This window comes from Thiohalomonas denitrificans (assembly GCF_016841685.1).
GTDB lineage: Bacteria > Pseudomonadota > Gammaproteobacteria > Thiohalomonadales > Thiohalomonadaceae > Thiohalomonas > Thiohalomonas denitrificans_A.
Map to the genome: position 1 here is coordinate 31162 of NZ_JAENYR010000002.1, position 19201 is coordinate 50362.

The following is a 19201-nucleotide window of genomic DNA, read 5'->3' on the forward strand; positions in this document are numbered from 1 at the left end:
AACCCCGGTGGAGGGGAGCGGGTGGGGTGCTCCGCTCCCCTCCACCGGGAGCCGTTACATTGACTCGTGGAATGTCCGGGCAATCACCTCCAACTGGTGTTGTCGGCTGAGCCGGGTGAAGTTAACGGCGTAGCCGGATACACGGATGGTCAGCTGTGAATACTCTTCCGGGTGTTCCATCGCCCTCATCAGTACGCTGCGGTCGAGTACGTTGACATTCAGGTGGTGGGCATTGCTTGCGAAGTAGCCGTCAAGCAGCGACACCAGGTTCTGTTCCCGTTCTTCGTCCATCATGCCAAGGGACCTCGGCACAATCGAGAAGGTATTGGAAACCCCGTCCCGCGCATCGTAGTAGTCCAGCTTGGCCACGGAGTTCAGTGAGGCAATGGCTCCGGAGCTGTCACGGCCATGCATCGGGTTGGCACCCGGTGCGAACGGTTCGCCCTGTTTGCGTCCGTCGGGCGTTGCTCCGGTCTTTTTGCCATACACCACATTGGAGGTGATGGTCAGCACCGACAGCGTCGGCGTGGCATCGCGGTAGATGTGGTGCTTGCCGAGTTCCCGGTTGAAGGACTGGACCAGCTTCCGGGCAATCGTGTCGACACGGTCATCGTCGTTGCCGTAGAGCGGGAATTCTCCCTCGGTTTGGAAATCGACGGTAAACCCCTCTTTATTGCGAATCGGTGTCACCTTGGCATACCGAATGGCCGACAGCGAATCAGCGGTTACGCTCAGGCCGGCGATCCCGAAGGCCATGTTGCGTTTTACCCGGCTGTCCATGAAGGCCATCATCGACCGCTCGTAATAATACCGGTCGTGCATGAAGTGAATGACGTTCATCGTATTCACGTACGACTCGGCGATGTACGCCATGGTCTGCTCAAAGCGGCAGCGCACCTCCTCATAGTCGAGCGGGCCTTCCGGCAGTGGCTCTATGCCGGGGACGATGGGCATTCCGCTAAGTTCGTCGCGCCCTTCATTCAGGGCCAGCAGCAGTGCCTTGGCCAGATTGCAGCGCGCGCCGAAGAATTGCATCTCCCTGCCCGTTTCCATCATCGATACGCAGCAGGCCAGGCAGTAATCGTCGCATTGGCCGGCTTCGCTCATCAGCGCGTCATTTTCGTATTGCACAGAGGAGGTGTCGATGGAGACCCGGGCGCAGAAGCGCTTGAAGTTCTCCGGCAGTTTCTCATTCCAGAGCACCGTCAGGTTGGGCTCCGGCGCGGCGCCGAGATTGTAGAGCGTATGCAGGAAGCGGAAGCTGGTCCTGGTGATCTTGTGCCGGCCGTCGCGGAATACACCGCCGATGGATTCGGTGACCCAGGTAGGGTCGCCTGCGAACAACTGGTTGTATTCGCCCATGCGCAGATGCCGGATCAGTCGCAGCTTCATGATGAACTGGTCAACCAGTTCTTGCGCCTGCTGCTCCGTGAGATTGCCGCTCCTCAGATCATCTTCGATATAGATGTCGAAGAAGCTGCTTACGTTGCCCAGGCTCATGGCGGCGCCATCCTGCTCCTTTACGGCGGCGAGGTAGGCGAAGTAAGTCCACTGGATCGCCTCACGGGCATTTCGGGCCGGCTGGCCCACATCGAAGCCGTAGGAGGCGGCCATCTCCTTGACCATCTCCAGTGCCTTGATCTGTTCGGCTACCTCTTCACGCAGGCGGATCAGTTCGTCGGTCATGGTGCCGACCAGATGCTTGCGATCGGCGTGCTTGGCAGCGATCAACCGGTCGGCGCCATAGAGAGCAAGACGACGGTAATCGCCGATGATGCGGCCGCGCGCATAGTTATCAGGCAGCCCGGTAATGATCCCGCTTTTGCGAAGTGTTTTGTTGTCGTCGGTATAGGCATCAAAGACCCCGTCATTGTGGGTCTTGCGATAGTTGCGGCACAGATCGACAACGCTCTGATCGAGCTCGTAGCCGGCCTGCTCACAAGCCTTCTGCACCACTCGCCAGCCGCCGAAGGGCTTGATGGAGCGTTTGAGCGGGGCGTCGGTCTGCAGACCTACAATCCGTTCCCGAGCCTTGTCGATATAACCCGGTGCATGACTGGTGATGGTGGAAATCGTCTTCGTATCGATATCGAGGACACCACCCTTGTCCTGCTCCTGCTTGAGAAGGAAGCGACACTGCTCCCAAAGCACCTTGGTGGCTGTGGTCGGCCCGGTCAAAAAGGAGGCATCACCATCATACGGTGTGATGTTGGTGTAGATGAAATCTCGAACGTTTACCTCTTCCTGCCATAAACCCTCGGCAAAACGGGGGCGTTCGGCATTGAAAATTCTGTCAGCTTGTGCTGCCATTTCCCGGCTCACCTGTTGTCAGTGGAACACTGATAGCGACGATGTCCTTGTACAGAGTCGGAAGCTGTTTCCGAGCCTGGTGGGACACTTTTCCGTCACTCAGTAGGACTGTTGGAATTGGTATAGGTTGCGCCGGGAAAACCGAAAAATCGCCCTTCGCCTTTTCCGATTGAAAGCGGAAGGAGATGGTGGGAGCGGAGGAGTTAAAAGTGGGCGTGGAGCCGCTCGGTTGAGTGCGGCCCCACCGTTTGAAATGGTGAACGCTCAAACCCCCTATCGCATTAGCGCCGGTTGCGGACTTCCTCCAGCGACTTGCAGTCGATGCAAAGAGTGGCAACCGGACGGACGTTGAGCCGCTTGAGTCCGATCTCGAGCCCGCACGCCTCGCAGTAGCCGTATTCACCCTTGTCCAGGCGTCGGAGAGCCGCCTCGATTTCGTGCAACTGATTCCGCTGTCGATTGATTTCCTGAAGTTCCATTTCCGTTTCGGCCTCCCTGGAGGCCTGGTCGCCTTCATCGGGGAGGGCTTCGGGATGGTGTTTGGGTTCCTCCAGGGCGCGCTCGAGATGTGCGCGGACCTCGTCCCGCTGCCGGATCAACTGCTCCCTGAAGCGGGCCAGCATTTCTTCGTCCATATAGCTCTCCGCTCCGGCCTCGGTCGAGGTTTCCGTTGGGGCGGTTTTACTCACTTTCCGGTCCATGCGTTTTCGCCTTTGTTTCGAGCTTGAGACAGCAAATGTAGAAGGCCAAACGGGAATCGGCCACAGCGGGTGCACTGTTTTGTAAACGGGCTCAGGTAATCGTAGCCAGCATGGCGGAGAGTGGGGGTCAAATTTTTGCGAGTTCTTGCATAGCGCATCACCCGTGTACGGTTTCTTGCAGAGCAGACGAGGGTCGTTCGCCGCCGTTATTTCCGTTCGTCTCTCCGGGATATCCAAAGCAAATGGGGCATTGCTACCCGCGCTGAAGTTATCCTATAATGCGCGCCCTTTCGGGGCTATAGCTCAGCTGGGAGAGCGCCTGCATGGCATGCAGGAGGTCGGCGGTTCGATCCCGCCTAGCTCCACCAAACAGTGTCCCCACCGTCGAGAGGTCCGGGACACCGCCCTTTCACGGCGGTGACAGGGGTTCGACTCCCCTTGAGGACGCTAATCCGAAAAGCTCCGGCTCCTTTCCGGAGCCGGAGCTTTTTTGATTTTACTGCCGGAAGCGGCCCCTTTGGTGATTCGCCTCCGCTTGGTGGCGGGAGTTGAGCGACTCAACGTGGATGGGTACTCGAAAGTCGGGGGTTATCCGAGCGGCTCGAACAGCGCTTCAAGATCGTTTGCATCAAGGGTTTTCGGACCGGTGGCGCTGAACAGGGACTCGACCAGTCCGCGTTTCTCTTCCTGCATCCGGACGATCTTCTCTTCCACGCTGCCTTCGGTGATGAGTCGGTAGACGAAGACCTTGTTCTGTTGGCCGATGCGGTGCGCGCGATCGGTGGCTTGGTCCTCCACTGCGGGGTTCCACCATGGATCGTAGTGAATGACCGTGTCGGCAGCGGTGAGATTGAGACCGGTGCCGCCGGCTTTCAGGCTGATCAGGAACAACGGGATTTCACCGCTCTGAAAGCGCTCGACCGGTGTTTGCCGATCGCGGGTTTTCCCGGTGAGTTTGACATAAGGGATCTTGCGTTTCTCCAGCTCCTCCTCGATTAACGCAAGCATGCTGGTGAATTGCGAGAAGAGCAGGACACGGCGGCCTTCCTCGAGCATTTCCGGCAGAAGTTCCATTAGCATCCGTAGCTTCGCCGACCCGGTACGGCCTGGGCGTGTACCCTTCAGCAGGCGCGGATCGCAGCAGACCTGACGCAGCTTGAGGAGGGCATCCAGCACGACGATGCGGCTGCGATCCAACCCCTGTTCGGACAGCGCCTCGCGCACCTTGCCGTGCATCGCCAGACGCACCGTTTCGTAAAGGTCCCTTTGTGTGCCTTCGAGGGCCACGGTGCGGAGGATTTCGCTCTTGGGCGGCAACTCGGGAGCCACTTCGACCTTGGTGCGTCGCAGGAAGAAGGGGCGTATGCGCCGCTCCAGGGCGGCGCGGCGCTCGTCATCGCCCTGGCGCTCTATGGCATTGCGGAACAGACGGCGGAACTGGCGTTCGTTACCGAGCAGTCCGGGCAACAAGAAGTCGAATACGCTCCATAGCTCACCCAGATGATTTTCCATGGGCGTGCCGGTGAGGCAGAGTCGGTGGCGGGCGGATAGCTCACGCACATGGTGACTGACCTTGGCACGGGGATTCTTGATCGCCTGCGCTTCGTCGAGGATCAACAGGTGGAACTGGTGTTCGCCGAGGGCGTCGATGTCGCGTCCAACCAGCGGGTAGGTGGTCAGTACCAGATCGGAGTCCTCGATGTCGGAAAACCGGTCCAGGCGGTCCGGGCCGTGCAGGGTCAATACCTTGAGGGTCGGGGCGAACCGGGCCGCCTCCGCGCGCCAGTTGAACATGAGACTGGTGGGGGCGACGACCAGGGCGGGACGGTCAAGCCGACCGCTCTCCTTTTCGACCATCAGGTGTGCAAGGGTCTGCACGGTCTTGCCAAGACCCATATCGTCGGCAAGGATGCCGCCCAGGCCGAATTCGCGCAGGAACTGTAGCCAGTCGAGGCCCGTCTGCTGATAGTGGCGCAGTGAAGCCTTGAAACCGATGGGCGGCGGGACTTCGGTGATGCCCGAGAAGGCGTGTAGCCGCTGGCCGAGCCGGCGTAATTCGTCGCCGCCCGACCAGTTCCAGTCGTTCCGTTCGAGCAGCGGCAGTTCGCCGGCCCGCACGGCGGGCAGCGACAGGCGACCCTCTTTGAGCCGAACCTCCGGGTCGAACAGTTCGACCAGGATGGTCAGGATGCCCTTCAGCCGTGCTATCGGCAGGTAAGCGATGCGCCGGTTGTCCAGGCGAATGGGCAGGCCTTCGTCATCAGGAAACTCCTCCAGCAGACCGGAGAGGGCGCCCGCAGGGATCTGTTCGATCCACTCCAGCAGCATCGGCAGCAGCGAGATGCGTTCGCCATTGATCTCGATCCCGAGTTCCAGATCGAACCACTGACGGCCCGATTCTTCGATATCGCCGTACCAGGCGTCTGGCGTCACCGCCCGGTAATTGAAATCGTCGCCGATGCTGATGCGCCACCCTTCGGCCTCCAGCGCCGGCAAGTCCGCTTGTAGCGCAAGCCACGATTCCAATTCCTCAGCGCGGTGCGGTGGTACCCAGGCGCTGCTGTCATCGGGAGCGGCGCTTAACCCCTCGAATGCGAACAGCGGATGGAGTCCACGGTCGCGCAGGCGCAGCGCGGCATGCTCTTCAAATTCATGGTCCCGATCGAGACGCACGATTTCCTCACCCGAAACCACCTGTTCGGTGCCTTCGCCGGGCCACGACACCACGTGGCCGTCGTAATCAAAGCTGAGCCGCGCAGCGGGCACTCTGTGGGTGCCCTCGTAGTCCGCCACCTCGGCGCTGTAGAGGTGCAGTACGGGGATGGGTTGAGTGGGCGGCAGCCGGTGTACGGTCAGACGTTGGGGCCGCGCAAAAGGGACATCGGCGAAGCGCCGCTCCCAGTCATCCAGGACATCGTCGACCTCATCGGCAGTGATGAATGGTCGAGTTACCAGTTCGGCCAGCAGCGGTTCGGGCAGGTTGCTCGTCAGTGGGCCGGCGGTATGGTTTACCGGATCGATATACCACGGGGGAGTGAGCGCAGGCGCCACCAGTGGTATTCCGTCTGCATTCAGTATTAGCTGCTGCCGGCCGTCCGACATCAACTCCCAGCCGGCCTCGGCCCGGCACAGATCGCCAGGTCGCAAAACGGGATTGGCGACATGCACCCAATGGCAGCGGCCGGAAGCGATCATCCGCTCGAGGAGGGGTACCGCGCCGGGCGGGATTGGAACCCCCTCGGGAAATTCCGAGACGTTGTGGGCGGGAATGAGATTCCGCAAAATGGCGATATCCGACTTCAACAGATAACGGGGCGGAAACGGCTCCCACACGCGGCTTGGTCGGAAAAGAGAGAGGTTGCCATATGCGCCGCTTTTGGTGAGGCGTGTTCGAAACGGTTGCATGAGCAGGGTATTGGTCGCGGGCGCGAGATGGAGCAGATACAGGAGCCGGTTGTCGACCTCCGGAGGATAGCTCTCCTCTTCGCCCGCATCAGGCAATGCGTAGCGGTCCGCGCGGGCAGGGGTATTCGTAGTGGTTTGCTGGCTTGCGGCGGCGAGCAGCACCGCTGCTACGTGTTTGCAATTCCAGGCCACCGGACAGGTGCAGTTACCATTGACAAAGCCGTCCTCGATATGCACTTCTACGTTGTAGAGCTGCAGACCACTCCCGCGAACCCGTCCGGTGATGACCAGCGAGCCGTCCAGCCCTTCGGTCGCGGTCTCCAGAACCCGCCGATCGCGCACATAGTGGCGCCCCCGTTGAACATAGTTCGGATTGAAACCGGCTAGAAGGCGGTCGCTGTCGGATAGCTTAAGGGTCATCAGCAAAGGAACGTGTTACCTGGATGGAATAGGACGGAGCCGAAAGAGCGGGGGAAATTACCACAGAGCCGCCGGCAGTTCATCCGCAAGGGGAGATGCAGGGCCGGGTTCACAAGAAAATGGCGGCATAGCCTCACGGCGAACCGGCTTGCTGAAGGGGTATCGCGCCGGGGGCGGACTTTCTTCGGAAGGAAGAGGGTGTAAACCTGCAGGAGGCGCGCTCCTGCAGAGATTTGGCTTCCTGAGGGGGCAACGCCGGTGACCCTCCTGTCGGGAGGGAACTCCGGTCAGTGCTCAACCCGTGTGATGATGGCGCTATGTGGTTCTGCCCCGGGTGGTTCTGGCCTGGGTTCGCGACTGAGTTCCGCCACGGGCCGATGGGTTGGGATCTCTGCGAAGTACTCCTCCTGGTAGGGGTATTCGCTGCCGACCTTTTTGCCTTTCACTTCGCTGGAGATGACCAGAATCTCTTCCCTAAGACGGATGTCGGAGGTCGGTACCGCAATATGCAAGACGCCCAATCCCAGAAAGCCGCCAACTTTAACGACAACATAGGGGCGGCGGCTCTGCTCGTCGACGACAATTTTTTCCACCTTGCCGAGGTCCTCATCGAACTGTGTGTAAACCTCGCGCTTGATAAGCTGCGCGGGTGTCATGGCATGCAGGTCGGGGACCGGGGCTGGTGTGGTGGGAGCAGCTGCCTGTGCGCCGCTTGCCAGGGCGGCCAATGTTCCGGCGATCAGCCAGAGCTTCATGGATCAGACCTCCGTGTCTTTCTTGGTTACCGGCAGTTTAGAACAGAATGGATATTGCGTGCTCGTTCAGGAGGGGCCAAGCACCCGGAACGGGCTGCCTGAGCCTTTGCAATGGGCGGCAGCGATTCGTCGGAGGGCCACTGCCAGGCAGTCCTATATTCGGTTACAGGTCGTTTTCGGTTCTAAGGAGGCGGAACCGCTGGGGCCACACTCCATACCTGCCGAATTCCGGTGAAGGGCCTGGATTTGCACCCGTCTACGCCGAATGAGTAGTTTGAACAGTCGTTGGGCGACGATATCGTCGGGGAGTCCCCGTGATTCCCTGGTCGCCCGGTCGAGAAGTCGATGCAGTTCTTCCAAATCCAGTTTCAGCTGTGCTTCGGTCCAGTTCCGGTTAGTCATAAGCATCCTGCCGTTGTTGTCCGTAACAGTTCCTAACGGAGAAGTATTGTCTAATCAGAGGGATTTTTCCTCCTGATCGCCGTTAGAAATCGACGATCACTCCTAACTTGTTGTTTTTGCTCTTTCCTTTAAGGGAGAAATGAAGCTGTTTTTTCGGTTTCGATGCGGTGTGGGTTATCGCGCACCCGATCCGTCAACCGGTGGCAATTGGCAGGTCTGCAACGGCGATGAAGCCAGCGAAGCGGAGATTACCGACACCTCACCACCGAGCCGGACGATCATCTCGGTTGAACCCCGACCGATGAGTGGCCCGCCGCTATGCCCGAATACCCGTTCGGCAGCGGGATTGAACTCCAGCATTGATCATCGCCATCAAGGGTGATGATGCAATCGCGGGTGGGATCGGGGGCCGGCCTTGTGCCGATCACGAGCCGACCCGGTTCTTGCCACCTCGTTTTGCCCGGTAGAGCCCTGCGTCGGCAATGCTGATGAGATCGACGGGGGAATACTGGCGGCTGCCTTTGTTGGTGGCGACCCCCAGGCTCATGGTGATGCGTAGTTGATGCTCCTCGCACTGGAAGAGTGTATCGGCGACGGCCTCACGGATGCTTTCGGCTACCATCCGTGCACCCTTTTCGTCAGTGTCCTCCAGCAGCAACAGAAACTCCTCGCCGCCAAACCGGTAGGCCGAATCACTGGTGCGTATGAACCGCCGCAGGATCTCGGCACTGCGCTTCAGAATACAGTCTCCGGCGACATGACCGAATTGATCGTTGACCTGCTTGAAATCATCCAGGTCCGTCAGGATCACGGAGATTGGCCGTTGGCTCAATATGGAGAGCCGAAGCTTCTGCCGGATGTTGTCTTTCATGGTCTGGCGATTGAGCAGGCCGGTCAGCGGGTCGCGGACCATGTGCCGCATCCTGTAATTGGCAATGAATACGGTCACCAGATGGGTCAGGGTCAACAGGTGTTTGCTGATGGTGGTGAACATCACCAGCACCTCGGTGTAGTGCCCCGTCTTGATGAAATAGAAGATGTTTCGTGCATCGGTAAAGATGCGCCGATTCAGATCGAACAGTTTATTCCGATCCTCCTCACGGACAATGTAGCGTGCGGCATCGTCGCTCAGGATCCATTCGATGAACTCCGAATTGTCCATCTCCAGATCCGGCAGGATATCCTCGTCTTCCCTTTCGATGGCCCGCAACATCCGGTTCAACCAGGAGAGGTGCTTCACAAGTAGCCCCGAAAGACTCTCCCGCGACTCCTGCATATGCTCGATAAAGACTTCCAGATTGGCCTTGTCCTCTTCCAGCATACAGTCCAGATATCCCCTGGCGGTGTAGTTCTTGACCTTGTGGAAAAACTGGAACACCTGTTCGGCCGAACAGTTGGTGGTGTCGGGCATCCTGGAGACCACTGCGTAAAATTGTTCAGCCAGAAAATCGATGCCGACGGAGAAGTCGGGATAGGGAACGAAGATGCGATGATGGAGGTGCCCCAGTTCCCGGTAGCGGGTCTTCAGGTGCGCTTCGTCTTCGTACAGGGCCGCGCGCAGGTGTTCCCTCTGGCGGACCACCAGGCTTCGGACTTCGTCGTCGTTACGGAAAAAGACCGAGAAGTGACGGTCCGACATCAGGCGTTCATAAAATGCCTCGAAAATCGACTCGAGGTGTTCATTGAAGGGTTCCAGAGAGTGCGCCAGGGTATCACTCATCGTCGGATCCCCGAGTGTCGAAGACGAAATGCTTTCATCTTCGGAGTTTAGCAGTGCACGCTTCGGCCCCGCGTGGAGGTCGATCGGTGTGGCCGAAGCCTGACCGGCACGGATGAGTCTAAGGTTATATGGAGTGTTCAGGGGAAGAACGAACCCGGGTTGCCAGCAGTGAGGGCACGCCCCCGGACAGGCTTTATTCGTAGGAAGGGGACAAAGCAGAATGCCGAGACAGGAGCCCCAACTGCCGGATTCCACTCGTATTGAATCGGAGAGGGAGACGGATTTTCCCGGTCGTACCCCTCCGGATCTGCAACGCTTTCGTCCGCGGTTCATTCTCGCGTTCATCGGAGCCGTAATCCTGCTGGCGTTGGCGGCGTATGGGATCTGGAACCAGCAGCACACTGAAGCCCTGGATCAGACCAGGGCGGAGCTGGATGCCGTCGTCACTGACAAGTCGCAGCAGGTTGCCATCTGGCAGGAGGAGCGTGTCAGTGACATGCAACTGCTGCTTGAGCGGGAGTCCTTTCGCCGGACAGTACTGCAGTTGCTGGACGGGGAAGACATTTCGCTGCAGCAGGAGGAGAACGTGACCGAGTTCCTGCAGGCCGCCGTCGAGCAGGACCGTTATGACGCCGTGCAGATAGTGGCTGCCGACGGGACCGTAGTGGTGGAGGCGGGAGAGGCGCGCGGGGGCCGGTTTTCAGAAGCCGTGAGCCGGACGGTGGAGAGCAGGCAGGCCTATTTCAGCAACTACAGGCGCATGGATGGGGGCGACCAGCCGGTTCGGTTCACCCTTTCTATTCCGCTCCTCAAGGGGAATGCCGTTGCCGGTGTATTGATTGCGCACATCGTGCCCTACGGACATTTTTATCCTCTCCTGACCGCCTGGCCCACTGCAAGCCCTACTGCAGAGCTGCTGCTGGTGAGCGCCGATAATGGGCAGGTGGTTTTTATCAGCCAGCTACTGGAGGCGGAGGCGCCGCTGGCCCTGCCCCGGGATACTCCGGGACTGATAGGGGCACAAGCCATTCTGGAGAAGGGATTTTTCAGCGGTGTGGACTATCGTGGTGAGCCGGTCCTCGCCGCGGCCCGTCCGGTCCGATTCAGCCCCTGGGCCCTGGTGGCCAAGATCGATCAACAGGAGGTGTTTGCACCCATAGATGAACTGGCCTTTCATCTGACGGGCGTCTTTCTTTTGATACTGCTGGGGATGACGGTCGCTGCGGCATCCTGGTGGCGAAAACAGCAGGCCGACTTCCGGGCGTTTCGCTACTGGACGGCACTGCGAGAAAGGGCGCTGGCCCGGCACTTTGATTACCTCACCAAATACGCCAACGACATCATACTGCTCACCGACAACCGTGGCCGTATCGTGGAAGCGAACGATCGGGCCGTGGAAATTTATGGTTACGGGCGTGGGGGGTTGCTTGGCCGGAATTGGAGGGACCTGTGTCACCAGGACGTGACCCCGCTCAATCGGGCGAGTAGCGAACCTGCAACTTCCGGTGAGGCCAAGCGGTACGAGAACATTCACTGGAGAGCTGACGGCAGTAAATTCCCGGTGGAAATCAGTGCACGCGCCATTCAGGTTGAGAATGCCATTTACCAGCAGGCAATTATTCGTGACATCACCGAGCGCAAGGCAGCGGAGGCGCGTATCCGGCATCTGACCAACCTCTATGCCGCGCTCAGCGAGACCAACCAGGCAATCGTCCGGGAGCGGGAGCAGGAATTTCTACTGGCGGACATCTGTCGTATTGCCGTCGAGCACGGCGGGTTTCGCATCGCCTGGATCGGCATGAGGGAGGATGAGCAGCTCCGTACGGCAGCGTCTTATGGGGATGCCGCGCCCCGTAGTGATCTGGTTCTGCCGCTGGAGGTGGAGGCCAGGGGCATTCCCAGACTGATCCTGAACGCAATGCGTGAGGATGCGCTGCAATTCAGTAATGATTTTGGAACAGAGCCGGCTGCCGTGGATGGACAGTTGATGGCAGCGGGGCTGCATTCGGGGGCCGCGCTGCCCTTGCACCAGGACGGACGACCGATAGGGGTGCTCGCCGTCGGCGCCGGGGAGACCGGATTCTTCGATTCGGAGTTGCTGGAACTGCTCAACGAAATGGCGGCCGACATCTCCTTCGCTTTCGACAACATCCAGCTCGAAGCGAACCGTCGCCAGGCCGAGGCATCGCTACGCGAGAGTGAGCACCGCTACCGCCAACTGTTTAACAACATGAACAGCGGAGTGGCGCTCTTTCGCTATCGGCCAGAGAGCGACGAATTCATTTTCTCCGATGTCAACAAGGCGTTGGAGCGCATCGAGGGGATCGACCGGGTCAATATTATTGATCGGTCGCTGGCGGAGACGTTTCCCGGGGCCGTGGCCATCGGCATATCTGCCGCTTTGCGCCGGGTGTGGCAGAGTGGCGAGCCGATACACATTGAGCCACGGTTTTACCGGGCCGACAGCATTCAGGGCTGGCGCGAAAGCTGGGTCTATCGTCTGCCCACCAAAGAGGTGGTGGTGGTCTATGACGATGTGACCGAACAGATCGAGGCAATGCGGGCACTACGCACCAGTGAGGAGCGATTGAGACTGGCGCTGGAAGGTTCCCGGGACGGTTTTTGGGATATCGATTTCGAAAGCGGCCAGACCTACTTCAGTGACCGGTTCACCGAGCTGTTTGGCTACGCGCCCGAGGAGGTGGGCAAAGACTTGGATAGTTGGGAAAAGCTCGTCCACCCGGAAGACCTGCCGCAGGTCCGGGCTGAACTGGAGGCACACCTCAAGGGCGAGGTGCCGCAGTACCGCTCCGAGCACCGAATACGGACCAAGTCGGGCCAGGTTGTATGGGTCCTGGCCCGTGGCCTGGTGGTGCGCAGAGACTCGAGTGGCCAGCCGCTACGGATGGCCGGTACCCTCATCGATATCACCGAACGCAAGCAGGTCGAAGAGCGGCTGCGGTTGTGGGCGAAGGTGTTTGAGTCGAGCAGCGAGGGGATATTCATCACCGATGCCCAGCGACGGATCGTCCTGGTGAATGACGCCTTCAGCCGGATAACCGGCTACTCGTCCGCCGAAGCGATTGGGCACGATCCCCATTTCCTCTCTTCCGGTCGCCACGACCATGCGTTTTTCCAGGCCATTTGGGAAACCATCGACGAGGTGGGACATTGGCAGGGTGAAATCTATGACCGTCGCAAGGATGGTGAGGTCTATCCCGAGTGGATGACCATTAGCGCCGTCCACGATGAGCAGGGCAAAGTGATCAACTATGTGGCTATGTTCTCCGATATCAGTGAACGAAAGGAGGCCGAGGCGCGCATCGACTTTCTCGCCCGCCATGATCTGCTGACGGGTCTTCCCAATCGCCGCCTGCTACGGGAATGGCTGGAGCAGGGTATCGCTCACGCGAGTCAGGAGGGCTATAGACTGGCGGTGTTGACGGTGGGCGTGGATCACTTCAAAACCATCAACGAATCCCTCGGCCACGCTGCCGGCGACCAAATTCTGCGGGAGCTTGGCGAAAAATTGCCCGGCTGCACCGCCTCTGACGATATCGTGGCCCGTGGTGGTGGAGATGAATTCATCGTGACGCTCTCCCGGATAAAGGAACCGACCGACGCCGTGAATTTCGCCAACTGCATCAGGGATACCCTCTCCACTCCCTTCCGCATCGATGCGACCGATGTGCGGATGACCACCAGTATTGGTGTCAGCGTCTACCCCGATGACGGCAACGATGTGGAAGTGCTCATCCGCAATTCGGGTGCAGCCCTCTACCACGCCAAGGCGCAGGGTCGGAATAATATGCAGTTCTTTATCCCCGAGTTGAATGTACGGGCCAAGGACCGGCTGATGTTGGAAAACAACCTGCGAACCGCGGTCGAGCGGGATGAGCTGACCCTCTATTACCAGCCGCAGGTGAATACCATGACCCAGCAACTGGTGGGAGTGGAGGCACTACTGCGCTGGCGCCGCAAGGAAGGGATGCTGATGCCCTCCGACTTTATTTCGGTCGCTGAAGAGAGTGGCACCATGGTGGCGATCGGGGAGTGGGTTCTGCGCGAGGCATGCCGACAGCAGCGCGTTTGGGCCGATGAAAACGTGGACATTACCATGGCCATCAATGTCTCTGCCGTCCAGTTTCACCGGCCCGATTTTCCGGATCTGCTTGCCCGTATCCTGCGGGAAACCGGTGCCGACCCGGCCTGTATCGAGGTGGAGGTGACCGAAGGAATGCTGATGCGCGATGTGGAGACGACGATCCATACCCTGGAGCGGCTGAAGGCGATGGGGCTGGGGCTGGCGATCGATGATTTTGGCACTGGTTACTCCAGTCTGAGTTATCTGCGCCGTTTCCCTATCGACCGGTTAAAGGTGGACCAGTCGTTTGTGCGAGCCATGGAGTTTAACCCGGCGGATCTTACCATCACCGAGGCTATTATCGGTTTGGGAAAGAACCTGGGACTGCGGGTTATCGCCGAGGGGGTAGAGACCGGCTCGGAGTTTTCGCTGCTACAGGGACTCGAGTGTGAGGATGTGCAGGGTTACTATTTCGCCAGGCCGATGCCCGCCAAGGCACTAAGTAGCTGGCATCGTGAGTTCATATCTCGGCAGGGAAAACCTCGTTAACAGAAAGGGCGCCCGGAGGCGCCCTTGTGAAGACTGACGGTTGTGCTTAGCTCGCCTGTGCGGCTTTCCGCTCGAACCATTTGGCGGCTTCTTCGTCCCATCCATCCATGCGGATATAGGGGTTTTCGCGCGGTCGCTGGATCATGTTGGGATCAAGGTCGAGGCCGATGCCCTCGAGGAAGTTGACCAGGCCGATACGCTCGATCATCTCGCCGGTACGCTCGTGCTCCAGGGCGTTCTCCGCGAAGAAGTCGATGATTTCGCCGGCAATCCCCTCCAGCTTTTCATACTCCTCATCGCTGTCGAGTTTCATGAACGGGATGACGACGGTACCCATCAGGTCGCCGATCTTCAGCGTACGCTTGCCGCCGATCAGCACCGAAACGCCCTTGTCGTCGCCGGGAGAGAGAGACTTGGTGAGGACATTGATACAGTGCATGCAGCGCACGCAATCCTGGTTCTTGACTTCCAGCGTGTCGTCATCATTGATGGACAAGGCCTGGGTCGGGCAGCGGGAGATGACATTGTCGACGAGCCACTTATGGCCCTTGGTTTCGACGTATTTCTTGAACTCGCCCTGATCGACCTTCATGTCGTCGCGCCAGGTACCGATAATGGCCATATCGGCCCGCTGGATGGAGTTCATGCAGTCGTTCCCGCAGCCCGAAACCTTGAACTTGAACTTGTAGGGCAGGGCGGGGCGGTGCATATCGTCCAGGAAGGCGTTGACCAGCATGCGGTGGATACGCTGTTCGTCGGCACACGAGTGCTCACAACGGGCGGAACCGACGCAGGACATACCGGTACGCACAGCGGGACCGGCTCCCCCCAGGTCGAAGCCCATCTCATTCAGCTCGTCGAACGCGGGCTGGACGTTGTCCGTGGTGCAGCCCTGGAACATGATATCGCCGGACTGGCCATGGAAGGCTATCAGGCCGGAACCGTACTGCTCCCAGATGTCACACATCTTGCGGATGGTCTGGGTGTCATAGTGCATGCCGGCAGGCGGTTGTACACGCAACGTATGGAATTCCGCAGCATCGGGGTAGAGCGGGATTCCTTTATCGTTTTTGAGCTCGGTAAAGCGTGGAATGATTCCGCCGCCATAGCCGAGCACCCCGACGGTCCCACCTTTCCAGTAACCTTTCTTGGTTTCATAGGAGGTCTCCAGCTGTCCGAGCAGGTCGACCATCATGTTGTTGTCGTCGGCCAGTCGCTTCAGGCTGGTTACAAAGCTGGGCCAGGGTCCGGTCTCCAGTTGATCCAGCATCGGTGTTTCGTGCATCTTCTTAGCCATATCCATCTCCCATAACGGTAAACGTGTTTTCCCAAGCCGCCGGGGTTTCCTATCCGCGGCAGTACAGGGTAGACACATTCTTAAAATGACTCTAGTCAAAGTAGACTAGATTGCTCGGGAATTGGCGCAATAGTCCAAAAGGGATAGGAGCCGTTTTACCTGGACTCTGGATTTGCAACGGAATCGCACTGGAGGAAGAGACCATTGCTATAGGGCACTTCTGTTAATCCAGACGGCCCCGAGCCTGACGGGTCGGGTCCAAAATCGCCGATCCCGCATTGCGCCGCTTGACAAGGGAGCCACCCTTGCCTGCGCGGCGCGCCTTGGCCTCGGTGATTTTGGACCCGACAGAATCCGCGTCGGAGTAGTAGAAGTGCCCTATAATTGGAAGAAACTCCGACACTCCCCATTCAGGAGGCGCCATGCAATTGCCGCTGGAAATCACGTTTCGCGATATGGAACCGTCTCCGGCCATCGAGCAGCGCATAAGGCAAAAGGCATCCAAACTGGACCGCTACTTCGATCGGGTGATGAGTTGCCGGGTGATGGTGGAGGCACCCCATCGCCACAAGCACAAGGGCAAGCTGTATCACGTGCGGATCGATGTGACGGTCCCGGATGGGGAGCTGGTCGCGAGCCGCAGCCCGGACGAGCACCACCGTCATACCGATATGAATGCGGTGATTCGGGATGCCTTCGACGCCATCTACAAGCAACTGGATGCCTACGTGGGCCGGTTACGCAGTGACGTCAAGCTACATGAGCCGCCACCCCACGGTCGTGTAACGGAACTGTTTGACGACCACGGCACCATCGACGCGGCTGATGGCAGGCAGATCTATTTCCATCGCAATTCGGTCGTGGATGATGGGTTCGAGCATCTGAAGGTGGGGTCGGAGGTATGGTTTGCCGAGGAAAAGGGCGAAGAGGGACCCCAGGCCTCCACCGTGCATGTGCTCGACCACCACCACATCTACGAAGATCCCACCCACAAGCATCCGAATCTCTAATCAAAAAGATTCTTAACCACGGGGTGCGCGGAGAGGGGGAAATTATTGGATACCGCAGAGGGGACAGTGGTTGAAATAGTAGTCCTCTGTGAACTCTCGGCAACTGCTCCATGCGTTGCTCTACCTCCTGCATCCATGCAGTCGTGCGACCTCTGGTGGTTAAAAGATTAACCACGGGGTACACGGGGAAAATTGAATATGACAGAGGGGATGGTGGTTGAAAATAAGTCCTGCGTGACCTCAGTGATTAAAAGTTATTTTTTGACTCACCCCGTGTGCCCCGTGGCCCCCGTGGTGAGCATCGCCCCTCGCGCCTCCCATCTCTCGAATCTCGTATCTTCTATCGGGTAGAATGGCTGCTTTGTCGTTAGGTGGACTGGTCGATGTCGCAGGCGCTCGCCATTGCCGGCGGCGGTGCTATCGGGGCACTGCTGCGGTTCTGGGTATCCGGATGGGTCTATAACGCCCTTGGGCGCGGTTTCCCGTGGGGCACGCTGGCCGTCAATGTCATCGGCTCCCTGGCCATGGGATGGTGCTTTATCTGGCTGGTGGAGCGCTCGATTCTGGCGCCGGAGTGGCGAGCCTTCCTCATGGTTGGGATCCTGGGGGCCTTCACCACCTTCTCCACCTTTTCCATCGAGACGATCCACCTGCTTGAAGGCGGCGAGCCGCTCAAGGCTTTCGGCAATGTGGCATTCAGTGCCGTACTCTGCGTCGCAGCCGCCTGGGCAGGGGTATTGGCAGGGAGACAATGGCTGTGAAGGGTACCGAAGTGACCATCGCGCGGATCTATCTCACCGAGGGCAACAAGCAGGCCGAGGTTTTGCTCAAGCGGCTGCACGATTGGGAACAGGTTCGCGGCGTCACCATCTTTCGGGGCATTGCCGGATACGGCGAGTCGGGGAAAATCCACACCAGTAAATGGGTCGATCTCTCCCTGGATCTGCCAGTGGTGGTGGAGTTTTTCGACACACCCGAGAAGATGGAGGCCATCATCGACCACCTGGGCGACACCATCAAACCCGGCCACATGCTCACCTGGAGCGCCCGAATTAACGACTGAATCAATCGCAAACACGCAAAGGTCGCAAAGAAAGATATCTCTCTTGGCGCTCTTTGCGCCTTTGCGGTTCGCAAAACAAGAAAGGTAAACAATGCTGGATCCGAGACTGTTGCGTAGTGAGTTGGAGGAAGTTGCCCGGAAGTTGAAGCGCCGCGGCTTCGAACTGGATACCGATGCCATCGCCCGTCTGGAGACGGAGCGCAAGGCGATCCAGACCCGGACTCAGGAGCTCCAGAACGAGCGCAACCAGAGCTCCAAAGCGATTGGTCAGGCTAAGGCCAAAGGAGAGGATATTCAGCCGCTGCTTGATGCGGTGGCCGATCTGGGCGACAAGTTGAAGTCGGCCGAGTCGCGCCTTTCGGCGATCAAGGAGGAGCTCGATGGCATTCTCATGGGTGTGCCGAATCTGCCGGACGAATCGGTGCCCGAGGGGAGCAGTGAAGAGGATAACGTAGAGATTCGTCGATGGGGTCGGCCGCCCGAGTTCGGTTTTGAACCGAAGGACCATGTGGATGTGGGCCATGCCCTCGGCCAGATGGACTCCGACACCGCCGCCAAGCTGACCGGCTCCCGCTTTACGGTGATGACCGGCCCCCTGGCTCGTCTGCATCGGGCGTTGATTCAATTCATGCTCGACCTGCAGACCAGTGAGCACGGCTATTGTGAGACCTACGTCCCCTATATGGTCAATGCCGACAGCCTGCGCGGTACCGGTCAGCTGCCCAAGTTCGAGGACGAGCTGTTCAAACTGGAGGGCGATCTCGGCTATTACCTGATTCCGACCGCCGAGGTTCCGGTCACCAACATGGTCCGGGACCAGATCCTCGCCGCCGAGGATCTGCCGCTCAAGTTCGCCTGCCATACCCCCTGTTTTCGTTCCGAGGCGGGCTCCTACGGCAAGGATACCCGCGGCATGATCCGTCAGCATCAGTTCGAAAAGGTCGAACTGGTTCAGATTGTCCGTCCTGATCGTTCCTTCGAGGCACTGGAGGAACTGACCGGCCATGCCGAAGAGGTCCTCAGGCGCCTCGAGCTGCCGTATCGCATGATGAACCTCTGTGCCGGCGACATCGGCTTCTCCGCGGCCAAGACCTATGACCTGGAGGTCTGGCTACCGGGCCAGGGCAAATACCGCGAGATCTCCTCCTGCTCCAATTTTGTCGACTTCCAGGCCCGCCGCATGCAGGCGCGCTGGCGCAATCCCGGGGAGAAAAAGCCGCAGCTGGTGCATACCGTGAACGGTTCCGGCCTCGCCGTCGGCCGCACCCTGGTAGCCGTTATGGAGAATTACCAGGATGAAGGCGGTCGCATCGCCGTTCCTGCCGCCCTCCAGCCCTACATGGGCGGCGCCAGCCATATTGAACCGAATCGTTAAAAGTTGTCCCTAATGCCGTGGCTAACAGCCGCCGCGGCTTAGTCAGGAATGTCCCCTTATAAGCATTTCAGAAGCACTCCTGCTGGATGCGTGCCTACCGCTGAGCGAGC

At 59.1% G+C, this 19201-nt stretch carries 12 protein-coding genes and 2 tRNA genes; 7 read left to right on the forward strand and 7 right to left on the reverse strand.

The window, feature by feature from the left end; genetic code table 11:
• Positions 1 to 54: 54 nt before the first annotated feature.
• Positions 55 to 2310, reverse strand: coding sequence for a formate C-acetyltransferase (pflB, locus tag Q7L05_RS00675; protein ID WP_303900889.1), 2256 nt, complete (start codon positions 2308 to 2310; stop codon positions 55 to 57).
• Between the two features lie 281 nt (positions 2311 to 2591).
• Positions 2592 to 3011, reverse strand: coding sequence for an RNA polymerase-binding protein DksA (dksA, locus tag Q7L05_RS00680; protein ID WP_303900890.1), 420 nt, complete (start codon positions 3009 to 3011; stop codon positions 2592 to 2594).
• 292 nt (positions 3012 to 3303) lie between these two features.
• Here dksA and Q7L05_RS00685 point away from each other — a divergent pair.
• Positions 3304 to 3379 (forward strand) — tRNA-Ala (locus tag Q7L05_RS00685).
• A gap of 6 nt (positions 3380 to 3385) precedes the next feature.
• Positions 3386 to 3458, forward strand: a tRNA-Glu gene (locus tag Q7L05_RS00690).
• Between the two features lie 141 nt (positions 3459 to 3599).
• On the opposite strand, the gene Q7L05_RS00695 is transcribed toward Q7L05_RS00690, so the two are convergent.
• The 4 genes from Q7L05_RS00695 to Q7L05_RS00710 all read right to left on the reverse strand — a co-directional run bounded on the left by Q7L05_RS00695 (position 3600) and on the right by Q7L05_RS00710 (position 9713).
• Positions 3600 to 6836, reverse strand: coding sequence for a DEAD/DEAH box helicase (locus Q7L05_RS00695; RefSeq protein WP_303900891.1), 3237 nt, complete (start codon positions 6834 to 6836; stop codon positions 3600 to 3602).
• A gap of 287 nt (positions 6837 to 7123) precedes the next feature.
• Positions 7124 to 7591: a PRC-barrel domain-containing protein gene (locus Q7L05_RS00700; RefSeq protein ID WP_303900892.1), complete on the reverse strand. Its 468-nt coding sequence runs from the start codon at positions 7589 to 7591 to the stop codon at positions 7124 to 7126.
• Positions 7592 to 8167: 576 nt separating this feature from the next.
• Entirely contained in the window at positions 8168 to 8353 is a 186-nt protein-coding gene (locus Q7L05_RS00705) for a hypothetical protein (protein ID WP_303900893.1), read from the reverse strand.
• Between the two features lie 64 nt (positions 8354 to 8417).
• Positions 8418 to 9713 carry a GGDEF domain-containing protein gene (locus Q7L05_RS00710; protein WP_303900894.1) on the reverse strand — a complete coding sequence of 432 codons (1296 nt, stop codon included), beginning with the start codon at positions 9711 to 9713 and terminating at the stop codon, positions 8418 to 8420.
• Between the two features lie 220 nt (positions 9714 to 9933).
• On the opposite strand from Q7L05_RS00710, the gene Q7L05_RS00715 reads away from it, so the two are divergent.
• Positions 9934 to 14346, forward strand: a complete 4413-nt coding sequence (locus tag Q7L05_RS00715) for a PAS domain S-box protein (RefSeq protein ID WP_303900895.1) — start codon at positions 9934 to 9936, stop codon at positions 14344 to 14346.
• Positions 14347 to 14392: 46 nt separating this feature from the next.
• On the opposite strand, the gene dsrA is transcribed toward Q7L05_RS00715, so the two are convergent.
• On the reverse strand, positions 14393 to 15643 hold the full coding sequence (dsrA, locus tag Q7L05_RS00720) for a dissimilatory-type sulfite reductase subunit alpha (protein ID WP_303900896.1): 1251 nt from the start codon (positions 15641 to 15643) through the stop codon (positions 14393 to 14395).
• Positions 15644 to 16065: 422 nt separating this feature from the next.
• On the opposite strand from dsrA, the gene Q7L05_RS00725 reads away from it, so the two are divergent.
• The 4 genes from Q7L05_RS00725 (at position 16066) to serS (ending at position 19091) form a co-directional block, all read left to right on the forward strand.
• The gene (locus Q7L05_RS00725) at positions 16066 to 16653 is read left to right on the forward strand and encodes an HPF/RaiA family ribosome-associated protein (RefSeq protein ID WP_303900897.1); all 588 of its coding nucleotides are present in this window, start codon (positions 16066 to 16068) and stop codon (positions 16651 to 16653) included.
• Between the two features lie 383 nt (positions 16654 to 17036).
• Positions 17037 to 17414 (forward strand): fluoride efflux transporter CrcB, encoded by a 378-nt coding sequence (gene crcB / locus Q7L05_RS00730; RefSeq protein ID WP_303900898.1) that lies wholly within the window; start codon positions 17037 to 17039, stop codon positions 17412 to 17414.
• A complete protein-coding gene (locus Q7L05_RS00735) occupies positions 17405 to 17716 on the forward strand; it encodes a DUF190 domain-containing protein (RefSeq protein WP_303900899.1) in 312 nt (103 codons plus the stop codon). Before crcB ends, Q7L05_RS00735 begins: the two co-directional genes overlap by 10 nt.
• Positions 17717 to 17807: 91 nt before the next feature.
• A complete protein-coding gene (gene serS, locus Q7L05_RS00740) occupies positions 17808 to 19091 on the forward strand; it encodes a serine--tRNA ligase (RefSeq protein ID WP_303900900.1) in 1284 nt (427 codons plus the stop codon).
• The last annotated feature ends 110 nt before the right edge of the window (positions 19092 to 19201 follow it).